The organism is Nonlabens sp. SY33080, from assembly GCF_011784885.1.
Classification (GTDB): Bacteria; Bacteroidota; Bacteroidia; order Flavobacteriales; family Flavobacteriaceae; genus Nonlabens; species Nonlabens tegetincola.
The window spans coordinates 1696377-1715316 of sequence record NZ_CP050461.1 but is presented as its reverse complement, the minus strand read 5'-3'; the positions used below and the strand labels follow the sequence as shown (position 1 = coordinate 1715316).

The window sequence follows — 18940 nt, the reverse complement described above, 5'->3', positions numbered from 1 at the left end:
AGACAAATTATCACAACTGTGTTAATACTTATTCAATTAGGGTTAATGGTCGTAGCTCATCCTGTGTGCATCTAGTTTTACAAATACAAAGAGTAATACGGTAAAGCCCCATAGACCACTTCCTCCATAGCTTACAAAGGGTAGTGGTATTCCTACAGTAGGCAATAGCCCTAGCACCATGCCTATATTCACAAAAAAATGAATAGTAAAAATACCGGCGACACCATAACCGTAAACTCGAGCAAATTGATTACGCTGTCTTTCGGCCATTATGACTAGTCTGTAAATAAGTGCCATGAATAATAACACTACGGCACTAGCACCTACAAACCCTAATTCCTCGGCTATAGCGGTGAATACAAAATCTGTATGCTGCTCTGGGACGTAACCACCTTGTGTTTGAGATCCTTTAAGTAAACCGGTTCCTGTCCATCCACCATGTCCTATGGTAATAAGACTTTGGTTTAAGTTATAACCTATTCCTTTATTGTCTTCCACACGTCCTAGAATAATATCGATACGATTACGATGTCTATCGCTTAGTACGTTTTCAAATACAAACTGTGTGGAAAACGTATAACCAATTGCTAGAAATGCAGTAATTATATACAACCATTTACGTGGTGGAGCGAGTCGTTTTTTATGTTTACGCTTTCGCGAAAGCAAGTACATAACTACAACAACAACTAGTACACTTATCGAAACTAGTATAGGTCCTATTGCAAGTGCACCTACAAAAAGTCCTACCGCTAGTAAGCCCAATGTGAGAAACCATAAAGACAATCCCTCACGATATAAAGTAAAGAAAAACGCGGAATATACTAAAGCACTTCCAGGATCAGGTTGCGGGATTATAAGTAGTGGTGGCAATAGGATAATTCCTCCTACAATTAATAAATGCTTTTTGTTTTTTAGAGTTACATTGAGCTGGCTTAGATACTTGGCTACTGCTAGTGCCGTAGCAAATTTTGCAAATTCACTAGGTTGTAAACCAACACTTCCAAAGGAATACCAAGATCTGGCGCCGCTTATTTCTTTTCCAAATACAAAAAGACCTAACAAGGAAAGCATCGAGACGACATAAATAACACCTGCAAAGCGTTCATAAAACTTAGGCTCTATAGCTAAAATAATTACGATAAGAAGCAGGGCTAGGGCAATCCAAATGAATTGTTTACCGTACTCAACATTCATATCCCAGATACTGGAATACGTTTCAACATTAACACTAGAGTAAATCGCTAGCCATCCTATAGTAATTAAACCTAGAAAAATGAAAATAGTGTAAAAATCGTATTTAGGTTTGTCTCCTATTCTCATTATTTAAGTAAGCCATTGTCTGGAGCATATATGTGTTTATTCTCCTCTGTAATTAAACCTCTATCTACCGCTTCATTAATAAGAAATTCTTCACCGCTGTAGGGTTTTGCATACTCATATTCCAAACTATGAGTAAGCAAATATTGTTCTAAATCTGTTCTGGTAATTTCGCCTTTGATGTGTTTTTCAATCATTAAACTGGCAATTTTAGCAGCATATCTTGAACCCCAATATCCATTCTCTACAAAAACTGCAATCGCTATTTGTGGATCGTCTTTTGGAGCAAATGCAATAAAAACAGAATGATCTGTAAGTTGTTTCGTTTTTCCATCAATTCGCATTTTGTTCTCAACCGTTCCAGTTTTTCCACAAATTTCTATACCTGGAATTTGTGAGTATTTTGCAGTCCCATTTTTATAAACCTCACTCATTCCTTCAATCACGGGTTCAAAATGTTCGGGACTTATAGTGGTATATCTTTTAGTTGTGTAGTTTTCCTCTGTGATAGGGTTTCCATTAATTTTTTTAATGATATGTGGTGTGTAAAAGTATCCTCTATTAGCAATTGCAGCTGTCATATTTGCGAGCTGAATAGGAGTAGCTTCAACTTCTCCTTGTCCGATTGCATTTGATATTGTGGTAGGAGCATACCACTTAAACTTATAGTTATTATTATAGAACTCACCGTCTGGAATTCTGCCGGCGCGACCTACTGGTAGGTCATAACCTAAATAATCTCCCAACCCAAAACTAGAAATATGCTTGTTCCACTTATTCATTCCAGCCGTTGGAGAACTTTCTTTTTCTATGATTCTTCTATATACTTGAGCAAAATAGGAGTTACAACTTTCTGCTATTCCTAACTCCATGCCTAGTGGACTGCGATGATAATGGCAACCTAAAGGTTTGCGGCCACCGTAATCATACCCGTGATTACATCTTAATTTTTCGTTAGGTCTAATTACTCCTTCTTCTAGACCTACAAGTGCGTTTAAGACTTTGAAAGGTGATCCAGGTGCATATTGTGCCTGTAGAGCACGATTAAAATCGGGAAGTCTTATGGTGTCTCGTAAGATCGCATTTATATTTTTTGATCGATCTCTACCCATCAGAATACTTGGGTCGTAATTAGGGGCAGTTATTAAGCTAAGAATTTCACCTGTCTTTGGTTGTATAGCTACAATTCCACCTCGCTTATTCTTCATTAAAAGTTCACCATAAGCTTGAAGATCATTGTCTAGAGTAACAGTAAGATCACTACCTGCTACTGTTTCTATATCATATTTCCCATTTTCATACGATTCTAACTCTCGACCGTAAACATCACGGCGGTATATTTTTTTACCTTTAATTCCTCTCAATGTATCCTCATATTGAAGTTCGATCCCACTTTTACCTGCAAGGTCTCCTAGGTCGTAGTATGGGTCTTTTTTGATCTTTGAAGTGTTTACCTCTCTTATATAACCTAAAACGCTTGCGCTATGATCTACAAGGTATTTTCTTAACGATCTACGTCGTACGAAAAATCCCTTATACTTTCTTAATTGTTCTTGAACTGGAGCATATTCCTCTTGAGTAAGTTGTGGTATGATAACACTGGGCTTACGAATAGACCAGCTTTTGGCCTTGTTTAATTGATTGAGAAGTCTAGTGGTGTCAATCTTAAGTAACTTACATAGAGCTATAGTGTCAAACTCTTTGACTTCTCTAGGTGTTACCATAACATCATAAGCTACCTGATTACCTACCATTAATTCTCCATCGCGATCATAAATAAAACCACGCTCTGGGTAATCATAAATTACCTTTTGAGCATTTTCAATTGCTTTTTGCTTATAGCTGTCAGTAGAGATTTGTAAATAAAAAAGCCTAGCGATAAACACTATTCCAATTACGGTTACTAGAAATAAAAGAAGGAGTTTTTTCATCTTACAACCTTAGGTTTTACTAAATATATTACTAGCAATGATATAAGTAAACTTAAGCCACCTATGGCAAACGTATCTTTAACGGCCATGAGTATATGACTCATGTTAAAATATATAAGATTGAAAAATATAAAATGATGTATCAGTATTCCAAGAATCAGTAGTAGTAATAATCGATCAAAATTGGATTGAATTATTTTTAAATTTTTCATTTTATAACTTTCTCCATATATAATACGTAAAAGAAACGGTCTCGAAAAAGCTAAAACCAGGCAGGATGTGGCGTGTGCGCCACCGGTATCTTGAAAAGTATCTATCAATAATCCCAAAAGAAAAGCAGCAATTAAATAAAGTGCTCTATTATGTTCTACAGGGTATAGTAACAGGATGATGACATAGATGATTGGATTAATAAACCCTAAGAAGTACACATGATCCAATACAAAAACTTGTAAGAACAGTATAAGCAGTATTGAAAAAGCGGTATATATACTTTTTTTAGTCATTTAGTCCGAGTGTGTCAATTTCCTTTAATTGAGGTAAAATTTTGTTTTTAACCACATATACGTAACCTAAATCAGTTAGGTCATTAAAAAGTTGTACATCGATTTTATACTTGGCTCCATTATCGATAAGCTCCGCCTTTTTAATAGTGCCTATTTCTATATTAGGTGGGAATAAAGTGGATTGCTTACCTGTGATAATGGTATCACCTTTTTTAACTTGTGCAAGTCTGGGAACATCTTCTAAGCTTAGGTAATAGGGATCCTGTCCATCCCATTTTAAAGACCCTATAATATTACTTCCCTTGATTTGTGCATTGATTGAAAGATCAGAGCTCAAAACAGATATTACTCTAGAATAATTGGAATTGGACCTATCAATTATACCGATGATACCTTTGTCTGTAATGACACCCATATCTGGTTCAATTCCATTCTTCTCACCAATGTCTAGAGTTAAATAATTATCCTTTTTGAGAAAACTATTTTTAATAACTTTTGCAGGTATTACTTTATAAGTAGATTGTGCAATAACTGTAGTTGTATCTATTCTTAAAGTATCTGCCTTCAGACCGTCAAGTAACATTCTAAGTTTTGCATTTTCATTTGCAAGTTCTTGATTTACTTGTTTCAGATTAAAATAGTCTGCAACAGACTGTTTTGAACTTAAAGCTCCGCCAGTAAAGTTGCCGCTAGAATGAATAAATTGATACCTAGTAAAGTCGTGTGACTGTACAGTTAAACTGATTGATATAACAAGTAAAAACAGGAACAGCAATAAATTTCTGTACTTGATCAGAAAGTTAATAATTTGCTGCATAGGTTAAAATATGTCTATCCTGCTAGAACGGTTTTATATTTATCTAGATTTTTTAATGTAAGTCCTGTACCGCGTACCACTGCTCTTAGAGGATCTTCTGCAATATATACAGGAAGATCGGTTTTTTGAGATAGACGTTTATCCAGTCCTCTAAGCATCGATCCACCACCAGCAAGATAAATACCAGTATTATAGATGTCGGCTGCTAGTTCTGGAGGAGTTTGAGATAAAGTTTCCATTACAGCATCTTCAACACGTAGGATTGATTTATCAAGCGCTTTGGCAATTTCACGATAAGAGATCTTAACTTCTTTTGGTCTACCCTTAATTAAGTCACGACCTTGCACACTCATTTCCTCTGGTGGAACTTCTAAATCCTCGGTAGCTGCACCTATTTGAATTTTTATCTTTTCTGCAGTGCGTTCACCTACATAAAGATTATGCTGTGTGCGCATGTAATAAACGATATCGTTGGTGAAAACATCACCTGCGATTTTTACCGATCGATCACAAACTATTCCTCCTAGAGCAATAACCGCAATTTCAGTTGTTCCTCCACCTATATCAACGATCATGTTTCCTTTAGGTTGCATGATATCAACACCTATACCTATTGCTGCTGCCATAGGTTCGTGAATAAGGTAGACTTCCTTACCATTTACACGCTCAGCACTGTCTTTAACCGCACGCATTTCAACTTCGGTTATCCCAGATGGAATACAAATCACCATTCGTAACGATGGGGTAAAAAGTCGTTTCTTAAGTGCAGGGATTTCTTTGATAAACATCGAAATCATCTTTTCAGAGGCATCAAAGTCTGCAATTACACCATCTTTAAGCGGCCTAATGGTTTTGATATTTTCATGAGTTTTACCTTGCATCATGGCTGCTTCCTTACCCACGGCAATTATTTTACCCGTAGTTCTATTTCTAGCAACAATAGATGGACTGTCCACAACAACTTTACCATTGTGTACAATTAAAGTATTTGCCGTACCTAAATCAATGGCAATATCTTCAGAGAGAAAGTCAAAAAATCCCATATAAACCTCAGAGGAATAAGTTAATAAGCGTCACCTACAAATCTAATCAAATAATTAGTGTTTAAAGTGTCTAGTACCTGTAAATACCATTGCAATACTATTTTCATTGCAATAATCGATTGAAAGTTGGTCTTTTATGGATCCGCCTGGTTGTATAACAGCCTTAATGCCAGCATTATCTGCGATTTCTACACAATCCGGAAATGGGAAAAATGCATCACTAGCCATAACAGCACCATCAAGATCAAAATTGAAGCTACCGGCTTTATGAATAGCTTGATTAAGAGCGTCTACTCGCGATGTTTGACCAGTACCACTTGCACATAACTGCTTTCCTTTTGCAAGAACAATTGTGTTTGATTTTGTGTGTTTACAAATCTTTGAAGCAAATAATAAATCTTCAATTTGCTCTTCGCTTGGGCTTATTGTAGTTGCAGTTTTTAGATCTGCTTTTTGATCTGTCTTAATATTTGGATCCTGTACTAGATAACCGTTTAATGAAGCTCGTACCTCAAGTGTGTTGTGATCACGCTTTCGCGAAAGCGCACCATCTATAAGCTCTAGTAATATTCTATTTTTCTTGCCTTTAAGTATCTCCATAGCGTCCTCATCAAAAGAAGGAGCTATAATTACCTCACAAAAAAGCTGGTGTATTTCTTCGGCTGTTGCTTTGTCAATATTCGTATTTGCGATTAAAATACCACCAAATGCGCTCACAGGATCACCAGCAAGTGCATCAACATAAGCTTGATGGATAGTGTCGCGTTGTGCAACTCCACAAGCATTGTTATGCTTAAAAATCGCAAATGTAGGGGCATCATGCTCAAATTCACTCATAAGATTCACAGCGGCATCCACGTCTAGTAAGTTGTTGTAGGATAGCTCTTTACCGTGGTGTTTGGTAAACATCTCGTTAAAGTTGCCATAGAACCAACCTCTTTGATGCGGGTTTTCTCCATATCTCAAAGGCATGACAGTAGGTTCACTTATCTTAAGTGCTTTATCTATTGAGTGGCCAGAAAAATAATTGTAAATAGCACTGTCGTAGTGTGAAGAGACATTGAAGCAATTTGTTGCAAAACGCTTGCGTTGTTTTAAGGTAGTAACCCCATTACCTTCTTCTAATACCTCTAATAGAGCTGTATAATCCTGTACGGTTCCTACGCATAAAGTGTCTTTATAATTTTTGGCACCTGCTCTAATTAAAGAAATTCCGCCTATATCAATTTTTTCTATAATATCTTGTTCATTTGCGCCACTTGCTACCGTTTTTTCAAAAGGGTATAGATCTACCACTACAATGTCAATTTGTGGTATGTCAAATTCTTTAATTTGAGCAACGTCGTTTTCATTGTCACGGCGATTTAAAATCCCTCCAAAAACTTTAGGGTGTAAAGTTTTTACACGACCTCCTAAAATAGATGGGTATGAGGTAACATCTTCAACAGGAACTACAGGAATTCCAAGGTCTGTAATAAATTTTTCAGTACCACCGGTTGAATAAATAGTGATGCCTAATTCATTCATTTTTTGAACAATAGGTTCTAGTCCTTCCTTGCTGAATACGGAAATTAATGCGCTTTTTGCAGTGATATTACTCATGTTGTGTTGGGGTTATTTAAACAAGTTGCAAAAGTAATTCAACTCATTCATTTTGAACTCCATTATAAATAAAATATTGCGATACTTTTAAATTTTATTTGGACAGATTCAATCAACCATTTGTTTTACTTTTTCTAGATCTAATCCGCCGTAATTTCCACTACTCATTAGAAGTAAAACGGACTGATCTAGATTTTTTTCAAGAAGCCATGTGCTGAAGGTCACAGGCTCGGTCATGATGATTAAATCATCTCGATCAAAAGCCTCGAAAATTTGCTCCTTTGTAATAGGTGCTAATTGCTTTATGGCAACAGCCTCTGGACTGAAGAATACTACTGCCTCATCAGCAGCATCAAGAGCTCCTGCGTATTCTTTCAGGAATTCTGGATTTAAGCTGGAGTAGGTGTGTAGTTCAAGACAAGCGATGAGCTTGCGCTCGATATACTGGTCATGTACAGCTTCAGTGGTGGCTTTAACTTTACTTGGAGAGTGAGCAAAATCTTTAAAAATTACTTTACCATTAGATTCTGCGATTTTTTCTAAACGTTTAGAAGCTCCTTTAAAACTTGCTATTGCTTCATAAAAGTCATCTTCATCGATACCCATATGTTGACAAACCCATTTTGCCCCAGCAAGGTTATTTAAGTTATGCTTACCAAATATCTCTATAGGCATAGCACCTTCAGGTGTTTCTAGATAGGTAATGCCGTCTATTATTTGATGTTCTGGGATGTGGTACGAGTGCTTGCGTGTAGGTTTTGTTGCAGCCTCACTAATTCTCTTTACCTCATCATCCTCTTCATTATAAACAAGTATACTTCCATCTTTCATTAAATCAAGAAACATCTCAAATTGACTTACATAATTTTCATAAGTAGGGAAAACATTAATGTGATCCCAAGCAATACCTGACAATAAAGCAATGTTAGGTTGGTATAAGTGAAATTTAGGACGTCGATCGATAGGACTTGATAAATACTCATCACCTTCAAGAATCATAAATTCATTATCATCCGTAAGGTGCACCATAGTATCAAATCCTTCTAATTGAGCTCCTACCATGTAATCTACTTCTTTGTCGTGATAATGCATCACATGAAGAACCATTGAGGTTATCGTCGTTTTACCATGAGAGCCTGCAATTACAACTCGTGTTTTATTTTTAGATTGTTCATATAGATATTCTGGATAGCTATAAATGGTAAGACCTAATTCTTGAGCTCTTTTTAATTCAGGATTATCTTCTTTAGCATGCATGCCAACAATTACTGCATCTAGTTCTGTGGTAATTGCTTGTGAATTCCAGCCGTATTCCTGTGGTAAAAGTCCATATTTTTCTAATCTGGATTTACTAGGTTCAAATATCACATCGTCGCTACCTGTAACTTGATAACCCTTATGATGTAATGCTAGTGCTAGGTTGTGCATGGCGCTACCGCCTATTGCTATAAAGTGTACTTTCATAAATTAGTTGAGCTTTTGGTTCAATTGACTTAGGGCGGTTTGTAGTTGTGCCGATTTTGTTTTGTCTAGACCAGTCTTGTATATTTTTAATGCTTTCAATGGTAATTCTTGTTTCTCATACAATTGCCCTAGCAGCAAGTATGTAGTAGGAGAACCTCCAACCTCAATGGCTTTCTTGTAAGATTCTTCTGCCTTTGAGTAATCTTCCTCATAGGTGTAAATAAAACCAAATGCTAAATGCCCATCAACCGGTGATATTTTAAGTAATTCATCAGCATAAAACTTTGCTTTTTTAATACTTCCACCTACTATACCTGGTAGTTCACAGTACATTTGAGATAAAGCGTGCCTAGACTCAATATGCTTTTTATCTAAAATAGCAGCTTGATGCAAATGAAACTTTACATCGTCCAAATATTTAATCGCTTTAAATTTTGAAATTCCCTTGATGTAAAAAGCCATCGCTCCACCATATTTAAAATGGTAGTTAGCATTTTTAGGATCACGTTCAACCAGTATCTCAAAATAAGACATTGCTTTCTTATATTTTTTTTGATGTCCAGCGATGTCGCCCAAACGCTCGATAGCTATAAGTTGAGTACTGTCCTTATCATAGATATTCTGGTACTTTACTAACGCTTCTTGGTAATTTTTGTTCTTATACAAGGCTTCGGCATCTAGTAAATCAGTTTGTGCCTGAATAGTATAAGCTACTAAGAAAAGAATTAATAATAATACTCGTTGCATAACATCAAAAGTATCAAAAAGCAGTCCAATAATCGGTTTTCACTCATTAAAAATAGGGTTTTACTCATTTCGCTTTCGCGAAAGCGTACCTATCTCATATCTTTAATAAAAAATTGATATGAAAAGCACGCCAGCCATTTTATTCGTCCTTATCCTATTAGGTCAAATTATCGTTGCTCAATCTCCATTTCAAAATCAATGGGAAGAAATTGAAAAATTAGAGCTTTCAAATAAAATCAATGAAGCCCACAAGATACTTAACGGTATTTATGAAAAAGCTCAGAAAGATCAGCTTAATGATGAGATGATTAAAGTTACGGTATTTAAATCGAAATACACACTGATTAATCAAGAAGACGCGCAACGTAAAGTCCTCAAAATGTTGGACAGCTTAATAACTATCAAACAGTTTCCTGCGCGTAACATATATCAATCCTACAAAGCTCAATTGCTATTTAATTATTATAATACCAATAGGTATCTTATCGATCGAAGAAATAAACAAAATGGAGCTATTGATGACTTTAAACAATGGACTAAGATTCAATTTGTAGATGAAATCAATGCTTTATTCACTAGCTCTTTAGAAGAGCCATTAGAACTGGCCAAGATAAAAACCGTTGAATATGATGCATTATTCTTTCAACGTGTAAACGGACGATTTTTACAACCTACCTTACTGGACGTTTTGTTTAGAGAAGCATTTCCTTTTTTTAATGATCCAATTAAAAAATCATATTATTCGCCTATAAAACCTACAGAAAAGGAGATGTTCTTGCCGACGCAAGAAATCAGTGCAAATGCTACTTTGCTAAAAGTTTATCCAGTTTTAAAAATGTATAACTTATTGGAAAAGTTACATAGTCGACTGGGTAACGATCAGGCCTACCTTTACACGGTTATAGAAAGAATGAAATATGAACGTAGTTTAAGTAATGATGAATTTACCTTATTATATATAGATGCATTAGAAAAGTTCTATCGTGCAAATAAGGGAAATAAGGAAGCAAGTTTGGTTTTGAATCTGCTTGCAAGAGAGTATTATCAATTGAGCTTGGATTATTCTTTGCCAGACTTTAAATCCTACCGAAATAAAAGCATACAACTGGCTCAACTTGCTATTGATGATTATAAAGATTCCTACGGTAGTCTGCTGGCTCAAGTAATTTTATCGAGCATTTTTGAAACTACTGCAAGGATTGATATCGATAACTACGTAACACCGAATGATTCTATCTTAGGAAACCTTACATATCGTAATATTGATAATGCTACTTTATATGTGATTCCTGGTAAAAGTTACTATTTGTATAAAAACGATAGTTTGGCTAGGGATACTTTTAATAAAGCACTAGCCAATAATGAATTAATTCATGCAGAACATTTTCCTTTACACGATGTGGAAGATACTTACTCTCATGATTATCAATTTGTTGTACCTGGATTAAATGCTGGTCATTATAATGCAGTTCTTGAAGTTTGTGAAAATGACGTTTCAAAAATCAAATTTCTTTCATTCAATGTAAGCAATATCGCTGCAATAGAGCGAAAGACTCCAACCTATATTGAATTGAGTTTGTACAATCGAAAAACTGGAGCTCCTTTAAGAAGTGCTCGTGTACAAAGATTTAATAATTATACATTTAATCCTATAGGCAATTTTAAAGTAGATCAAGATGGTAGGGTGAAATTACCTTTAAAAAAGAATGAAGACGCCAATGATTTTGATCTATTAATTATTAATGGTAAGGATACTCTAGAAACTGATTTATACGGATATCGTGAAGTAAAAACTAAATATAAACATGAGCGTATAGCTAAATCATTTCTCTATTTGGACCGTGGTATTTATCGACCTAATCAAGAAGTGTTTTTTAAAGGTATTGTTTTAGAAAACTATAAAAAGCAATCAAAAACGCTCGATAACTTTACTGTAAAACTCGAGGTAAAGGATGCTAACTATCAAGTGATTCATGAGGATACGTTGACCACTAATGATTATGGAAGTGTAAGTGGATCTTTTAAGTTACCTCAAGACGTTTTAACGGGTAGGTTTACATTGAGTTTAAATAAAATTAATGATAGAATAAGAAATGTTGACAGATGGATTAATAATCAATATAGCTTTCAAGTAGAAGAATATAAACTACCTAAGTTTAAAACTAGTTTTGAACCAATAAAAGAACTCTATAAAATCAATGATAGTGTAAAAGTTGTGGGGAAAGCAATGGCTTTATTAGGAAGCCCGATTACTAATGCACAGGTTAAATATACAGTAAAACGAAAAGCGCAATACCATTGGTATTACAGGTATAAAAACAAAGAAGAGAGTTTTCAAACGGGAACTGTTAAAACAAAAAAGGATGGTAGTTACGAGATTGTTTTTAAAGCTTTACCAGATGAAAATTATAAGAAAGGGGAAAAGGTATCTTATATCTATGAAGTAAATGCTGCTGTCACCGATTTAAATGGTGAAACTAGAGAGGCAAATACTCAGGTTAAAGTAAGTACAGAACCCTTTTCTTTATCCATTTCTAAAAACGATTTAACCATAGACAATGATACAATAACTATAGCCGCAAGGAATGCTAATGGTCAATTTGCATCTACAAAGGTGGTATTAGAAATCCGAAAAAAGGAAGATGAGAATCGACCAATATTTCAAAAAAGAACAGAATCTAACTACTATTCACATAGATCTTACATTGTAAACGAGAAATCTGAAAATACAGAAGCCTTTCCTAAATTCTACGAATACAGTCGCGAAGATCATATAAATGCTTTTCCATACAGAGCAGCGTACAATCGGGAATTCGTATCAAGTTCTAATCGATATGAAAGCCGTCCTGCAAATGATTGGAAGGACATGCCAATCCTTTATAAAAAAGAAGTGGTGATAGATAGTATTACCTCAGTAAAAGTTCCAATTAATGAAGAATGGCAAAATGGGGCTTATTACTTCTTCGTAAAATCTATTGAGGAAGATGTTTCTAACAGACAAGAGGTTAACATTCATGCCGATAAAAGTCAACCATTGTTTCCAACAATTCTTGAGGTTGATGTCTCGCAAAATAACGACCTAACAAGTGTTACTGCAAAAACTAGTATGAATGGTATTTATACACGTGTGCTCATATGGGATAAAAAAAGTATTTTAAAAGATGAAGTACTTTACTTTAATAAGGGAACAAATAGTGTTTCATATACATTTAAAGATGTAAAGGGAGATAATTTGAATTTTCAATTTATCACCTACATAGAAAATCATTTACATACCATTTCCAAGACATTAAGTCTACAGAAAATTACACCAATCAATTATAAAATTGAGACAAGTACATTTAGGGATAAATTAGTCCCAGGCGAAGAAGAGATATGGTCATTTAAAATTAAAAATCAAAAAGACCAGCCTATGGTGGCAGAGGTACTAGCGAGTATGTATGATTTGGGTCTAGATCAGTTTAAGCCTAGCTATTGGGGATTGCCTTACTTCAACAATTATAATTACGGTATACATGTAGGTTATTTTGAAAACATAGAACCGTTAAATGATGATTCTGATAGTATCTTCTTTAATAGTACTTATGATAATACAGTGACCACTTTGGAGTATGATAGACTTCGGTTTTTTGGACTCAATTTTAATAATCCAGGAATTGTAAACAGTAGTTATCTTAAAAACATAAGTCGTAAACATAAGGAGTTAAAACCAAAACAAGGTTTTGTAGTAGGAGTCGTGAGCGATTATGATGGTCCTTTAGTAGGCGCAACAGTGAATGTAAAGGGAACGAATATAGCTACCACTACAGATTTTGATGGTCGTTATGAAATTGTTGCTCAAAAGGAGGATGTTTTGGTAGTTTCCTATGTAGGTTATGAGAGTAAAGAAATAATGGTAGGAGAGGATACGGTAATCAATGCATCTTTAAACTCTTCTTTGGATGAGGTTGTAGTTGTAGGCTATAGAACAACTAAAAAGCCGAAATTAACTTCTTCAGTATCTATAGTTACTTCTGATTCTATTGAGATGCTTCCAAGTTCATCAGTCATTCAAAGATTACAAGGTCAAGTGCCTGGTTTGCAAGTGCAATACTCAAGTGGTCAACCTGGTGCAAATAGCCTAATTCAATTGAGAGGTGTAGGTAACGTTTCAGGTAATACAAATCCATTGATCATCTTAGATGGAGTCCCAATAAGCGAAGCTGATTTTAAAAGATTGAATCAAGGTGATATTAAAGAAATCGCAACTCTTAAAGATGCGGCAGCAACATCCATTTATGGTAATCGTGGAGCAAATGGAGTAATTGTGATATCAACCAAACAAGGTGTTTCAACTGCCGACATTGTTAATCAGGAAATTGAATTAAACAAAGTCAAGGCTAGAAAAAACCTAAAAGAAACTGCCTTTTTCCTGCCACACTTAAAAACAGATAAACAGGGGAATCTTAAAGTAAGTTTTACGAGTCCAGAAATGCTTACCGAATGGAAATTTCGATTACTAGCCCATAACAAACAAGGTCAGTTTGCACAACTCACTAAAACAGTGCGGACTCAAAAAGATTTGAGCATTGTTCCCAACGCACCGCGATTCTTAAGAGAAAAAGATACCATTAAATTATCTACTAAAATAGCCAACCTTTCTGAGGAGGATTATAACGGTATAGCTCGATTACAATTATCAAGTGCAATTGATGGTTCAAGTATTGACGATAAATTTAATAATACTAGCGCTACTCAGAATTTTCAGGTAGATGCCGGTGGTAATACATCAGTAGCATGGACTTTTGTGGTCCCAGTAGGAGCGCCGCCAGTCACTTATAGAATTACTGCAAGTACAGGCAAGTTCTCAGATGGAGAAGAAAATGTATTACCTGTTCTTACTAATCGCGACTTGGTTACTGAGACTCAGTCTATGTGGGTAAGATCAGGCGTTAATAAAAGTTTCACCCTTAACAATCTTAAAGAGAATAATTCCAGCACTTTAGAACATCATAAACTTACATTAGAATACACTTCAAACCCTGCATGGTACGCTATTAAAGCCTTACCTTATCTTAAGGAATATGAACACGAGTGTGCCGAACAGACTTTCTCTAGATATTTTGCCAATGCTACATCGGCACATATTTTAAACAGTCATCCAGAAGTGAAAAAGGTTTTTGACAAATGGGCAGCACTAGACGTTCCTTTATCAAAGTTGGAAAAGAATGATCAACTCAAATCCATTTTACTTACCCATACTCCATGGGTGCTAGATACGCAGGATGAAAAAGAACAGCTTAAAAGACTAGCAACTTTGTTTGATCTGGATCGAACAGCTAGAGAGCAGAAACGTACTTTCAAAAAACTTAAGAAACTTCAAAATAATTCGGGATGGTTCCCATGGTTTAATGGCGGTGCAGACAATGAATACATTTCTAGACATATAGTCTCGGGAATAGGTCGAATGGAACAACTGCAAATTAGACATGAAAATCAGGAAGAAATGAGGGCTATGTACGATAAAGGTGTTCATGCTCTTGATAAAAAATGGGAAAAGCAGTTCAAGAATCATCGTACCAATTATGGTCGTATTACAGATACAACTAAATTTAAAAGTCCTGAGGACTATAATTTCTATTACGGTTATTGGCATTACCAATATGCGCGCAGCTTTGGGATGTCTCAAAAAAGGCTGAAGCCTGTAACTGGAATTTTAAAGGAGTATGAGGATTACGCTTTCGCGAAAGCAAAAACAGAATTTGCAACCCATACCAGGTACCAACAATTATTAATAGCACTTGTTTTACATCGCAATGGCTTTACCAATGATGCTCAAAGGATTCTAGAAGGTTTAAAACAAATTGCTATTAATAGCGAGGCAAGAGGAATGTATTGGGAGAATACTAAATACGGCTGGAGATGGTACAACAATGATGTGAACACTGTTGCACTAGCTATTGAAGCTTTTGCTGAGATTACAGACGATCAAGAAACAGTAGAGTCTTTGAAGGTCTCTTTGATTAGAAGGGGACGAGCAAATAGATGGGATTCAACAAAGTCTACCGCTATGGCTTGTTACGCCTTATTGTTAAAAGGAGATAACTTCACTAGTATCAGCGCTGAACCGCGTATTTATTGGGCAGGCAAAGATGTGATAAATCAAATGCTAAATGAAGACCAGGTTGAAGAGGGAACGGGATATTTTAAAACTAGTATAGACAAGGAAAAAATATCTAAAGATTATGCAACCGTTACGGTAGATAACAAATCGAGTACTACAGGTTATGGAGCCTTGTACTGGCAATATTTTGAAGACTTAGATAAGATTAAGGCGCATTCAGGTGATGGTCCACTTAAGGTTAAAAAACAATTATTTAAAAATATTACAAAAGATGATGGTACTAGTTTGCAAGAAATCACTCAAGAAAACCCGGTTAAAATAGGTGATCTTATTACAGTGCGTATTATCATCACGGCGGTAGAGGATATGGAATACATTCACTTAAAGGACATGCGTAGCAGTGGATTTGAACCAGTAGATGTTATTTCAAAGTATAAATGGCAAGATGGTCTAGGATATTATCAAAGTACCAAGGATGTAGCTTCTCATTTCTTTTTTGATAAAATTGGTAAAGGGACCTATGTATTTGATTATAACGTACGAGCAAACAATGCTGGTCAATTTTCTAATGGAATAACTCGAATAGAATCAATGTATGCTCCAGAATATGGAAGCCATAGTTCAGGTACTAGAGTAAATATTGTGGAATAATATAGGAATTCGCATTTTACATAAGTATTTGTGGTTAATGTCTAACGAACTTTTTATCCTTTAAACGATGAGTTTCTAAAGCACTGTATTAATTATCACATTTGTTTAGGTTTCTCTATTTTAGTCATGGAAAAACATTCATGGACATAAAAATTAAAAAGATTACCGCTAGAGAAACCTATATAGTGCGCCATCCAGTATTGCGCCAGGGTAGACCTATAGATTCATGTTACTGTGAAGGTGATGATGACTTAAGTACCATTCACCTAGGCGCAGTAATAAGTGATGAGGTTTACGGTGTAGCATCTTTTATGAAAATCATGGCTCCGGTTGCTTTTCCAGTACATTCAAAAACTCAGTACCAATTGCGTTGCATGGGTGTTATAGAAAAAGCACAGGGAATGGGAATAGGAGCGCTTATCATGAAAAAAGGATTTCAAGTACTACAAGAAAATCAAATTGATATTTTATGGTGTAATGCAAGAATTAATGCTGTTCCTTTCTATGAGAAATTAGGCTTTAGTGTCCAGGGTGAGATGTTTGACATACTACTGGTAGGACCTCATTATAGAATGTGGAAAGAATTAAAAAGTATTTAAGACATGAAGCACCTATTTTTTGTTCTTCTTTTTTGTGTACTGGGCTCTCAAGATAAGGGTAAGCTCACAGGGCAGTCACCTAATCCAAACAACTTGTTAGAGATTGAGGCGCAACAGGCATTTGATAGGATGAAAGCTGCTGCATTTAAAGATGGTATTGAACTACAAGTTGTCTCTGGCTATCGCAGTTTTGAAAGGCAACAGTCTATATGGAACCGTAAATACAAACGGTATGAAAAGCAAGGTATGTTACCCGATGCAATTTTTGATAAAATTGTAGAATACAGTACCGTGCCAGGAACATCACGCCATCATTGGGGTACCGATTTAGATATTATAGACGCTGCTGCTACTTATAAAGGCGATGTTCTTGTTCCAAATAAATTTCATGGTAATGGCCCTTTTTGTAAAATGAAAGAATGGATGGAACTTCATGCCAGTAAATATGGATTTGAATTAGTTTATACCTTGAATGAAAATCGAACTGGATTCAACTATGAACCGTGGCATTATAGTTATGTTCCGCTTTCGCGAAAGCGGTATAAAAAATATCTTGAAGAAATTGATCTAATACCTTTTTTACGCAGTCACAAAATATTAGGAATGAATAAAATAAGTGATGGGCGTTTAACTAGGTATCTCGAGGAGCATATCAAAGGAATTAATCCAAAATTAAAATAGTAATTTTAAACCTAAATACTTAATTATGAGAGGTGGATCCGGTAAAATAAGATTGTTTATAGGTATGGCTATTGTAGCATTTGCCGTGCTTAAATATTGCGGTAGTGCCGAAACAAATGAGTTTACAGGAGAAACTCAATACATTGATCTTTCAGTAGAAGAAGAAATAGCACTTGGATTGCAAGCAGCTCCTAGTATGATTGAGCAGCACGGTGGTTTACATCCCGATAATCGTGCTCAAACGCTAGTGGATCAAGTAGGTTTCAATCTGGTACAAAGTAGCATTGCCAAAGAATCCAATTATCAATGGGATTTTCATTTACTAGCCGATGATAGGACGATAAATGCATTTGCGCTTCCTGGCGGACAGTGTTTTATAACAGCAGCCTTATTTAATCAACTTCAAAATGAAGATCAGTTGGCCGGAGTTATGGGTCATGAAATAGGTCATGTGATTGCCAAACACAGCGCTGCTAGAATGAGCCAGCAAGGGCTAGCCCAAGGAGTTATTACAGGTGTAAGTGTAGGAACCGAAGGTGGTGGACAAACTGCTGCTGCCGTTGCACAAATGTTGACCATGAAATATGGTAGGGACGATGAATTGCAAAGTGATGATCTAGGTGTAAAAATGATGATTGACGCAGGTTATGAACCTCAAGAAATGATAGGTGTGATGCAAATTTTAAAGCAAGCAGCTGGTCCTAATCGAGTTCCAGAATTTCAAAGTACTCATCCAGATCCAGACAATAGAATAGAGCGTATCAGGGAATCAATTAGAAAATATCGCGGCTAATGAGCAGTATCAAAATTCTATGGAATAAAGAAGGTAAATGGCTGTTCGAGCCTTATCGTTATGAGAATAATCGATCTATTCCAACTGATGCGAATAAATTTTTAAAAAACGTTTTCCTTACTTTAGATCATATTTGGGAAAAGCAAGCCTTATTACTAGAGTTTCCCGATGGTCGCTCCATAAATATCCTTGATGAATTTATGTCCCGTAATGACAAAAATTTAATCATACGCGATGGTGAGAAAAATCAATACGAGGGAACTCGTGATATTATTACTTTTTATGATGAGGTTGGAAGTGTGTTTAGAAAAGACTTGCGTAAACCTTGGATAAAATCAAATATGGGTCGCAATACCGCTGCCAGTATTCTGGCTCATGAATTTATTCACGCGTATCACGAGCAATTCGAGTACGAGGCTTATCGCGCTAGAAAAAACCAACGATTCCCGGCCTGGAAGGTGCGTTATCCACATTTTCCTAACCAGGAAGAAGTTCTAGTTACCACAGATTTAGGTAATCAAGCCATACGCAAATTAGGTGATGATGAACGACAGCATTACAAGCGCAATTACTATCCTACAAAAAGTCCTATTACACAAGAGCCTGCTAGTGAAGGTGAAGTAGTCTAGTATTGTAAAATTATTCTAATAAAAAAGCCGCTAGGAAACTAGCGGCTTTTGTTTATT

Annotated in this window: 12 protein-coding genes; 5 read left to right on the top strand and 7 right to left on the bottom strand. The window is 35.7% G+C overall.

Annotated elements, in window-relative coordinates; all coding sequences use genetic code 11:
* Positions 1 to 42: 42 nt before the first annotated feature.
* From rodA to HCN53_RS07685, 7 genes are all read right to left on the bottom strand, one after another.
* Complete coding sequence (gene rodA, locus HCN53_RS07715; protein ID WP_105018056.1) at positions 43 to 1320, bottom strand: rod shape-determining protein RodA; 1278 nt, start codon at positions 1318 to 1320, stop codon at positions 43 to 45.
* Complete coding sequence (gene mrdA, locus HCN53_RS07710) at positions 1320 to 3248, bottom strand: penicillin-binding protein 2 (RefSeq protein ID WP_167342603.1); 1929 nt, start codon at positions 3246 to 3248, stop codon at positions 1320 to 1322. Before mrdA ends, rodA begins: the two co-directional genes overlap by 1 nt.
* A gap of 498 nt (positions 3249 to 3746) precedes the next feature.
* The gene (mreC, locus tag HCN53_RS07705; RefSeq protein ID WP_167342602.1) at positions 3747 to 4571 is read right to left on the bottom strand and encodes a rod shape-determining protein MreC; all 825 of its coding nucleotides are present in this window, start codon (positions 4569 to 4571) and stop codon (positions 3747 to 3749) included.
* Positions 4572 to 4585: 14 nt separating this feature from the next.
* The gene (locus HCN53_RS07700; protein WP_042279614.1) at positions 4586 to 5614 is read right to left on the bottom strand and encodes a rod shape-determining protein; all 1029 of its coding nucleotides are present in this window, start codon (positions 5612 to 5614) and stop codon (positions 4586 to 4588) included.
* Positions 5615 to 5668: 54 nt separating this feature from the next.
* Entirely contained in the window at positions 5669 to 7216 is a 1548-nt protein-coding gene (purH, locus tag HCN53_RS07695) for a bifunctional phosphoribosylaminoimidazolecarboxamide formyltransferase/IMP cyclohydrolase (RefSeq protein WP_167342601.1), read from the bottom strand.
* Between the two features lie 108 nt (positions 7217 to 7324).
* Positions 7325 to 8680, bottom strand: coding sequence for a UDP-N-acetylmuramate--L-alanine ligase (locus HCN53_RS07690; RefSeq protein ID WP_167342600.1), 1356 nt, complete (start codon positions 8678 to 8680; stop codon positions 7325 to 7327).
* Between the two features lie 3 nt (positions 8681 to 8683).
* Positions 8684 to 9427 (bottom strand): tetratricopeptide repeat protein, encoded by a 744-nt coding sequence (locus HCN53_RS07685; RefSeq protein WP_105018061.1) that lies wholly within the window; start codon positions 9425 to 9427, stop codon positions 8684 to 8686.
* Between the two features lie 118 nt (positions 9428 to 9545).
* Between HCN53_RS07685 and HCN53_RS07680 the strand changes: the two genes are divergently transcribed.
* The 5 genes from HCN53_RS07680 (at position 9546) to HCN53_RS07660 (ending at position 18883) form a co-directional block, all read left to right on the top strand.
* Positions 9546 to 16181, top strand: a complete 6636-nt coding sequence (locus tag HCN53_RS07680) for an MG2 domain-containing protein (RefSeq protein WP_167342599.1) — start codon at positions 9546 to 9548, stop codon at positions 16179 to 16181.
* 140 nt (positions 16182 to 16321) lie between these two features.
* Positions 16322 to 16780: a GNAT family N-acetyltransferase gene (locus tag HCN53_RS07675; protein WP_167342598.1), complete on the top strand. Its 459-nt coding sequence runs from the start codon at positions 16322 to 16324 to the stop codon at positions 16778 to 16780.
* 3 nt (positions 16781 to 16783) lie between these two features.
* Positions 16784 to 17461, top strand: a complete 678-nt coding sequence (locus HCN53_RS07670; RefSeq protein ID WP_167342597.1) for a M15 family metallopeptidase — start codon at positions 16784 to 16786, stop codon at positions 17459 to 17461.
* A gap of 25 nt (positions 17462 to 17486) precedes the next feature.
* On the top strand, positions 17487 to 18254 hold the full coding sequence (locus tag HCN53_RS07665; protein WP_042279630.1) for a M48 family metalloprotease: 768 nt from the start codon (positions 17487 to 17489) through the stop codon (positions 18252 to 18254).
* Positions 18254 to 18883: a hypothetical protein gene (locus HCN53_RS07660; protein ID WP_167342596.1), complete on the top strand. Its 630-nt coding sequence runs from the start codon at positions 18254 to 18256 to the stop codon at positions 18881 to 18883. The genes HCN53_RS07665 and HCN53_RS07660 overlap by 1 nt, the downstream gene beginning before the upstream one ends.
* The last annotated feature ends 57 nt before the right edge of the window (positions 18884 to 18940 follow it).

Excerpts from the sequence above, each read along its gene's own strand:
- HCN53_RS07680 (WP_167342599.1), top strand. The coding sequence starts at position 9,546 with ATGAAAAGCACGCCAGCCATTTTATTCGTCCTTATCCTATTAGGTCAA.
- HCN53_RS07685 (WP_105018061.1), bottom strand. The coding sequence starts at position 9,427 with ATGCAACGAGTATTATTATTAATTCTTTTCTTAGTAGCTTATACTATT.
- mrdA (WP_167342603.1), bottom strand. The coding sequence starts at position 3,248 with ATGAAAAAACTCCTTCTTTTATTTCTAGTAACCGTAATTGGAATAGTG.
- HCN53_RS07670 (WP_167342597.1), top strand. The coding sequence starts at position 16,784 with ATGAAGCACCTATTTTTTGTTCTTCTTTTTTGTGTACTGGGCTCTCAA.
- HCN53_RS07675 (WP_167342598.1), top strand. The coding sequence starts at position 16,322 with ATGGACATAAAAATTAAAAAGATTACCGCTAGAGAAACCTATATAGTG.
- HCN53_RS07700 (WP_042279614.1), bottom strand. The coding sequence starts at position 5,614 with ATGGGATTTTTTGACTTTCTCTCTGAAGATATTGCCATTGATTTAGGT.
- mreC (WP_167342602.1), bottom strand. The coding sequence starts at position 4,571 with ATGCAGCAAATTATTAACTTTCTGATCAAGTACAGAAATTTATTGCTG.
- HCN53_RS07690 (WP_167342600.1), bottom strand. The coding sequence starts at position 8,680 with ATGAAAGTACACTTTATAGCAATAGGCGGTAGCGCCATGCACAACCTA.
- rodA (WP_105018056.1), bottom strand. The coding sequence starts at position 1,320 with ATGAGAATAGGAGACAAACCTAAATACGATTTTTACACTATTTTCATT.
- HCN53_RS07665 (WP_042279630.1), top strand. The coding sequence starts at position 17,487 with ATGAGAGGTGGATCCGGTAAAATAAGATTGTTTATAGGTATGGCTATT.
- HCN53_RS07660 (WP_167342596.1), top strand. The coding sequence starts at position 18,254 with ATGAGCAGTATCAAAATTCTATGGAATAAAGAAGGTAAATGGCTGTTC.
- purH (WP_167342601.1), bottom strand. The coding sequence starts at position 7,216 with ATGAGTAATATCACTGCAAAAAGCGCATTAATTTCCGTATTCAGCAAG.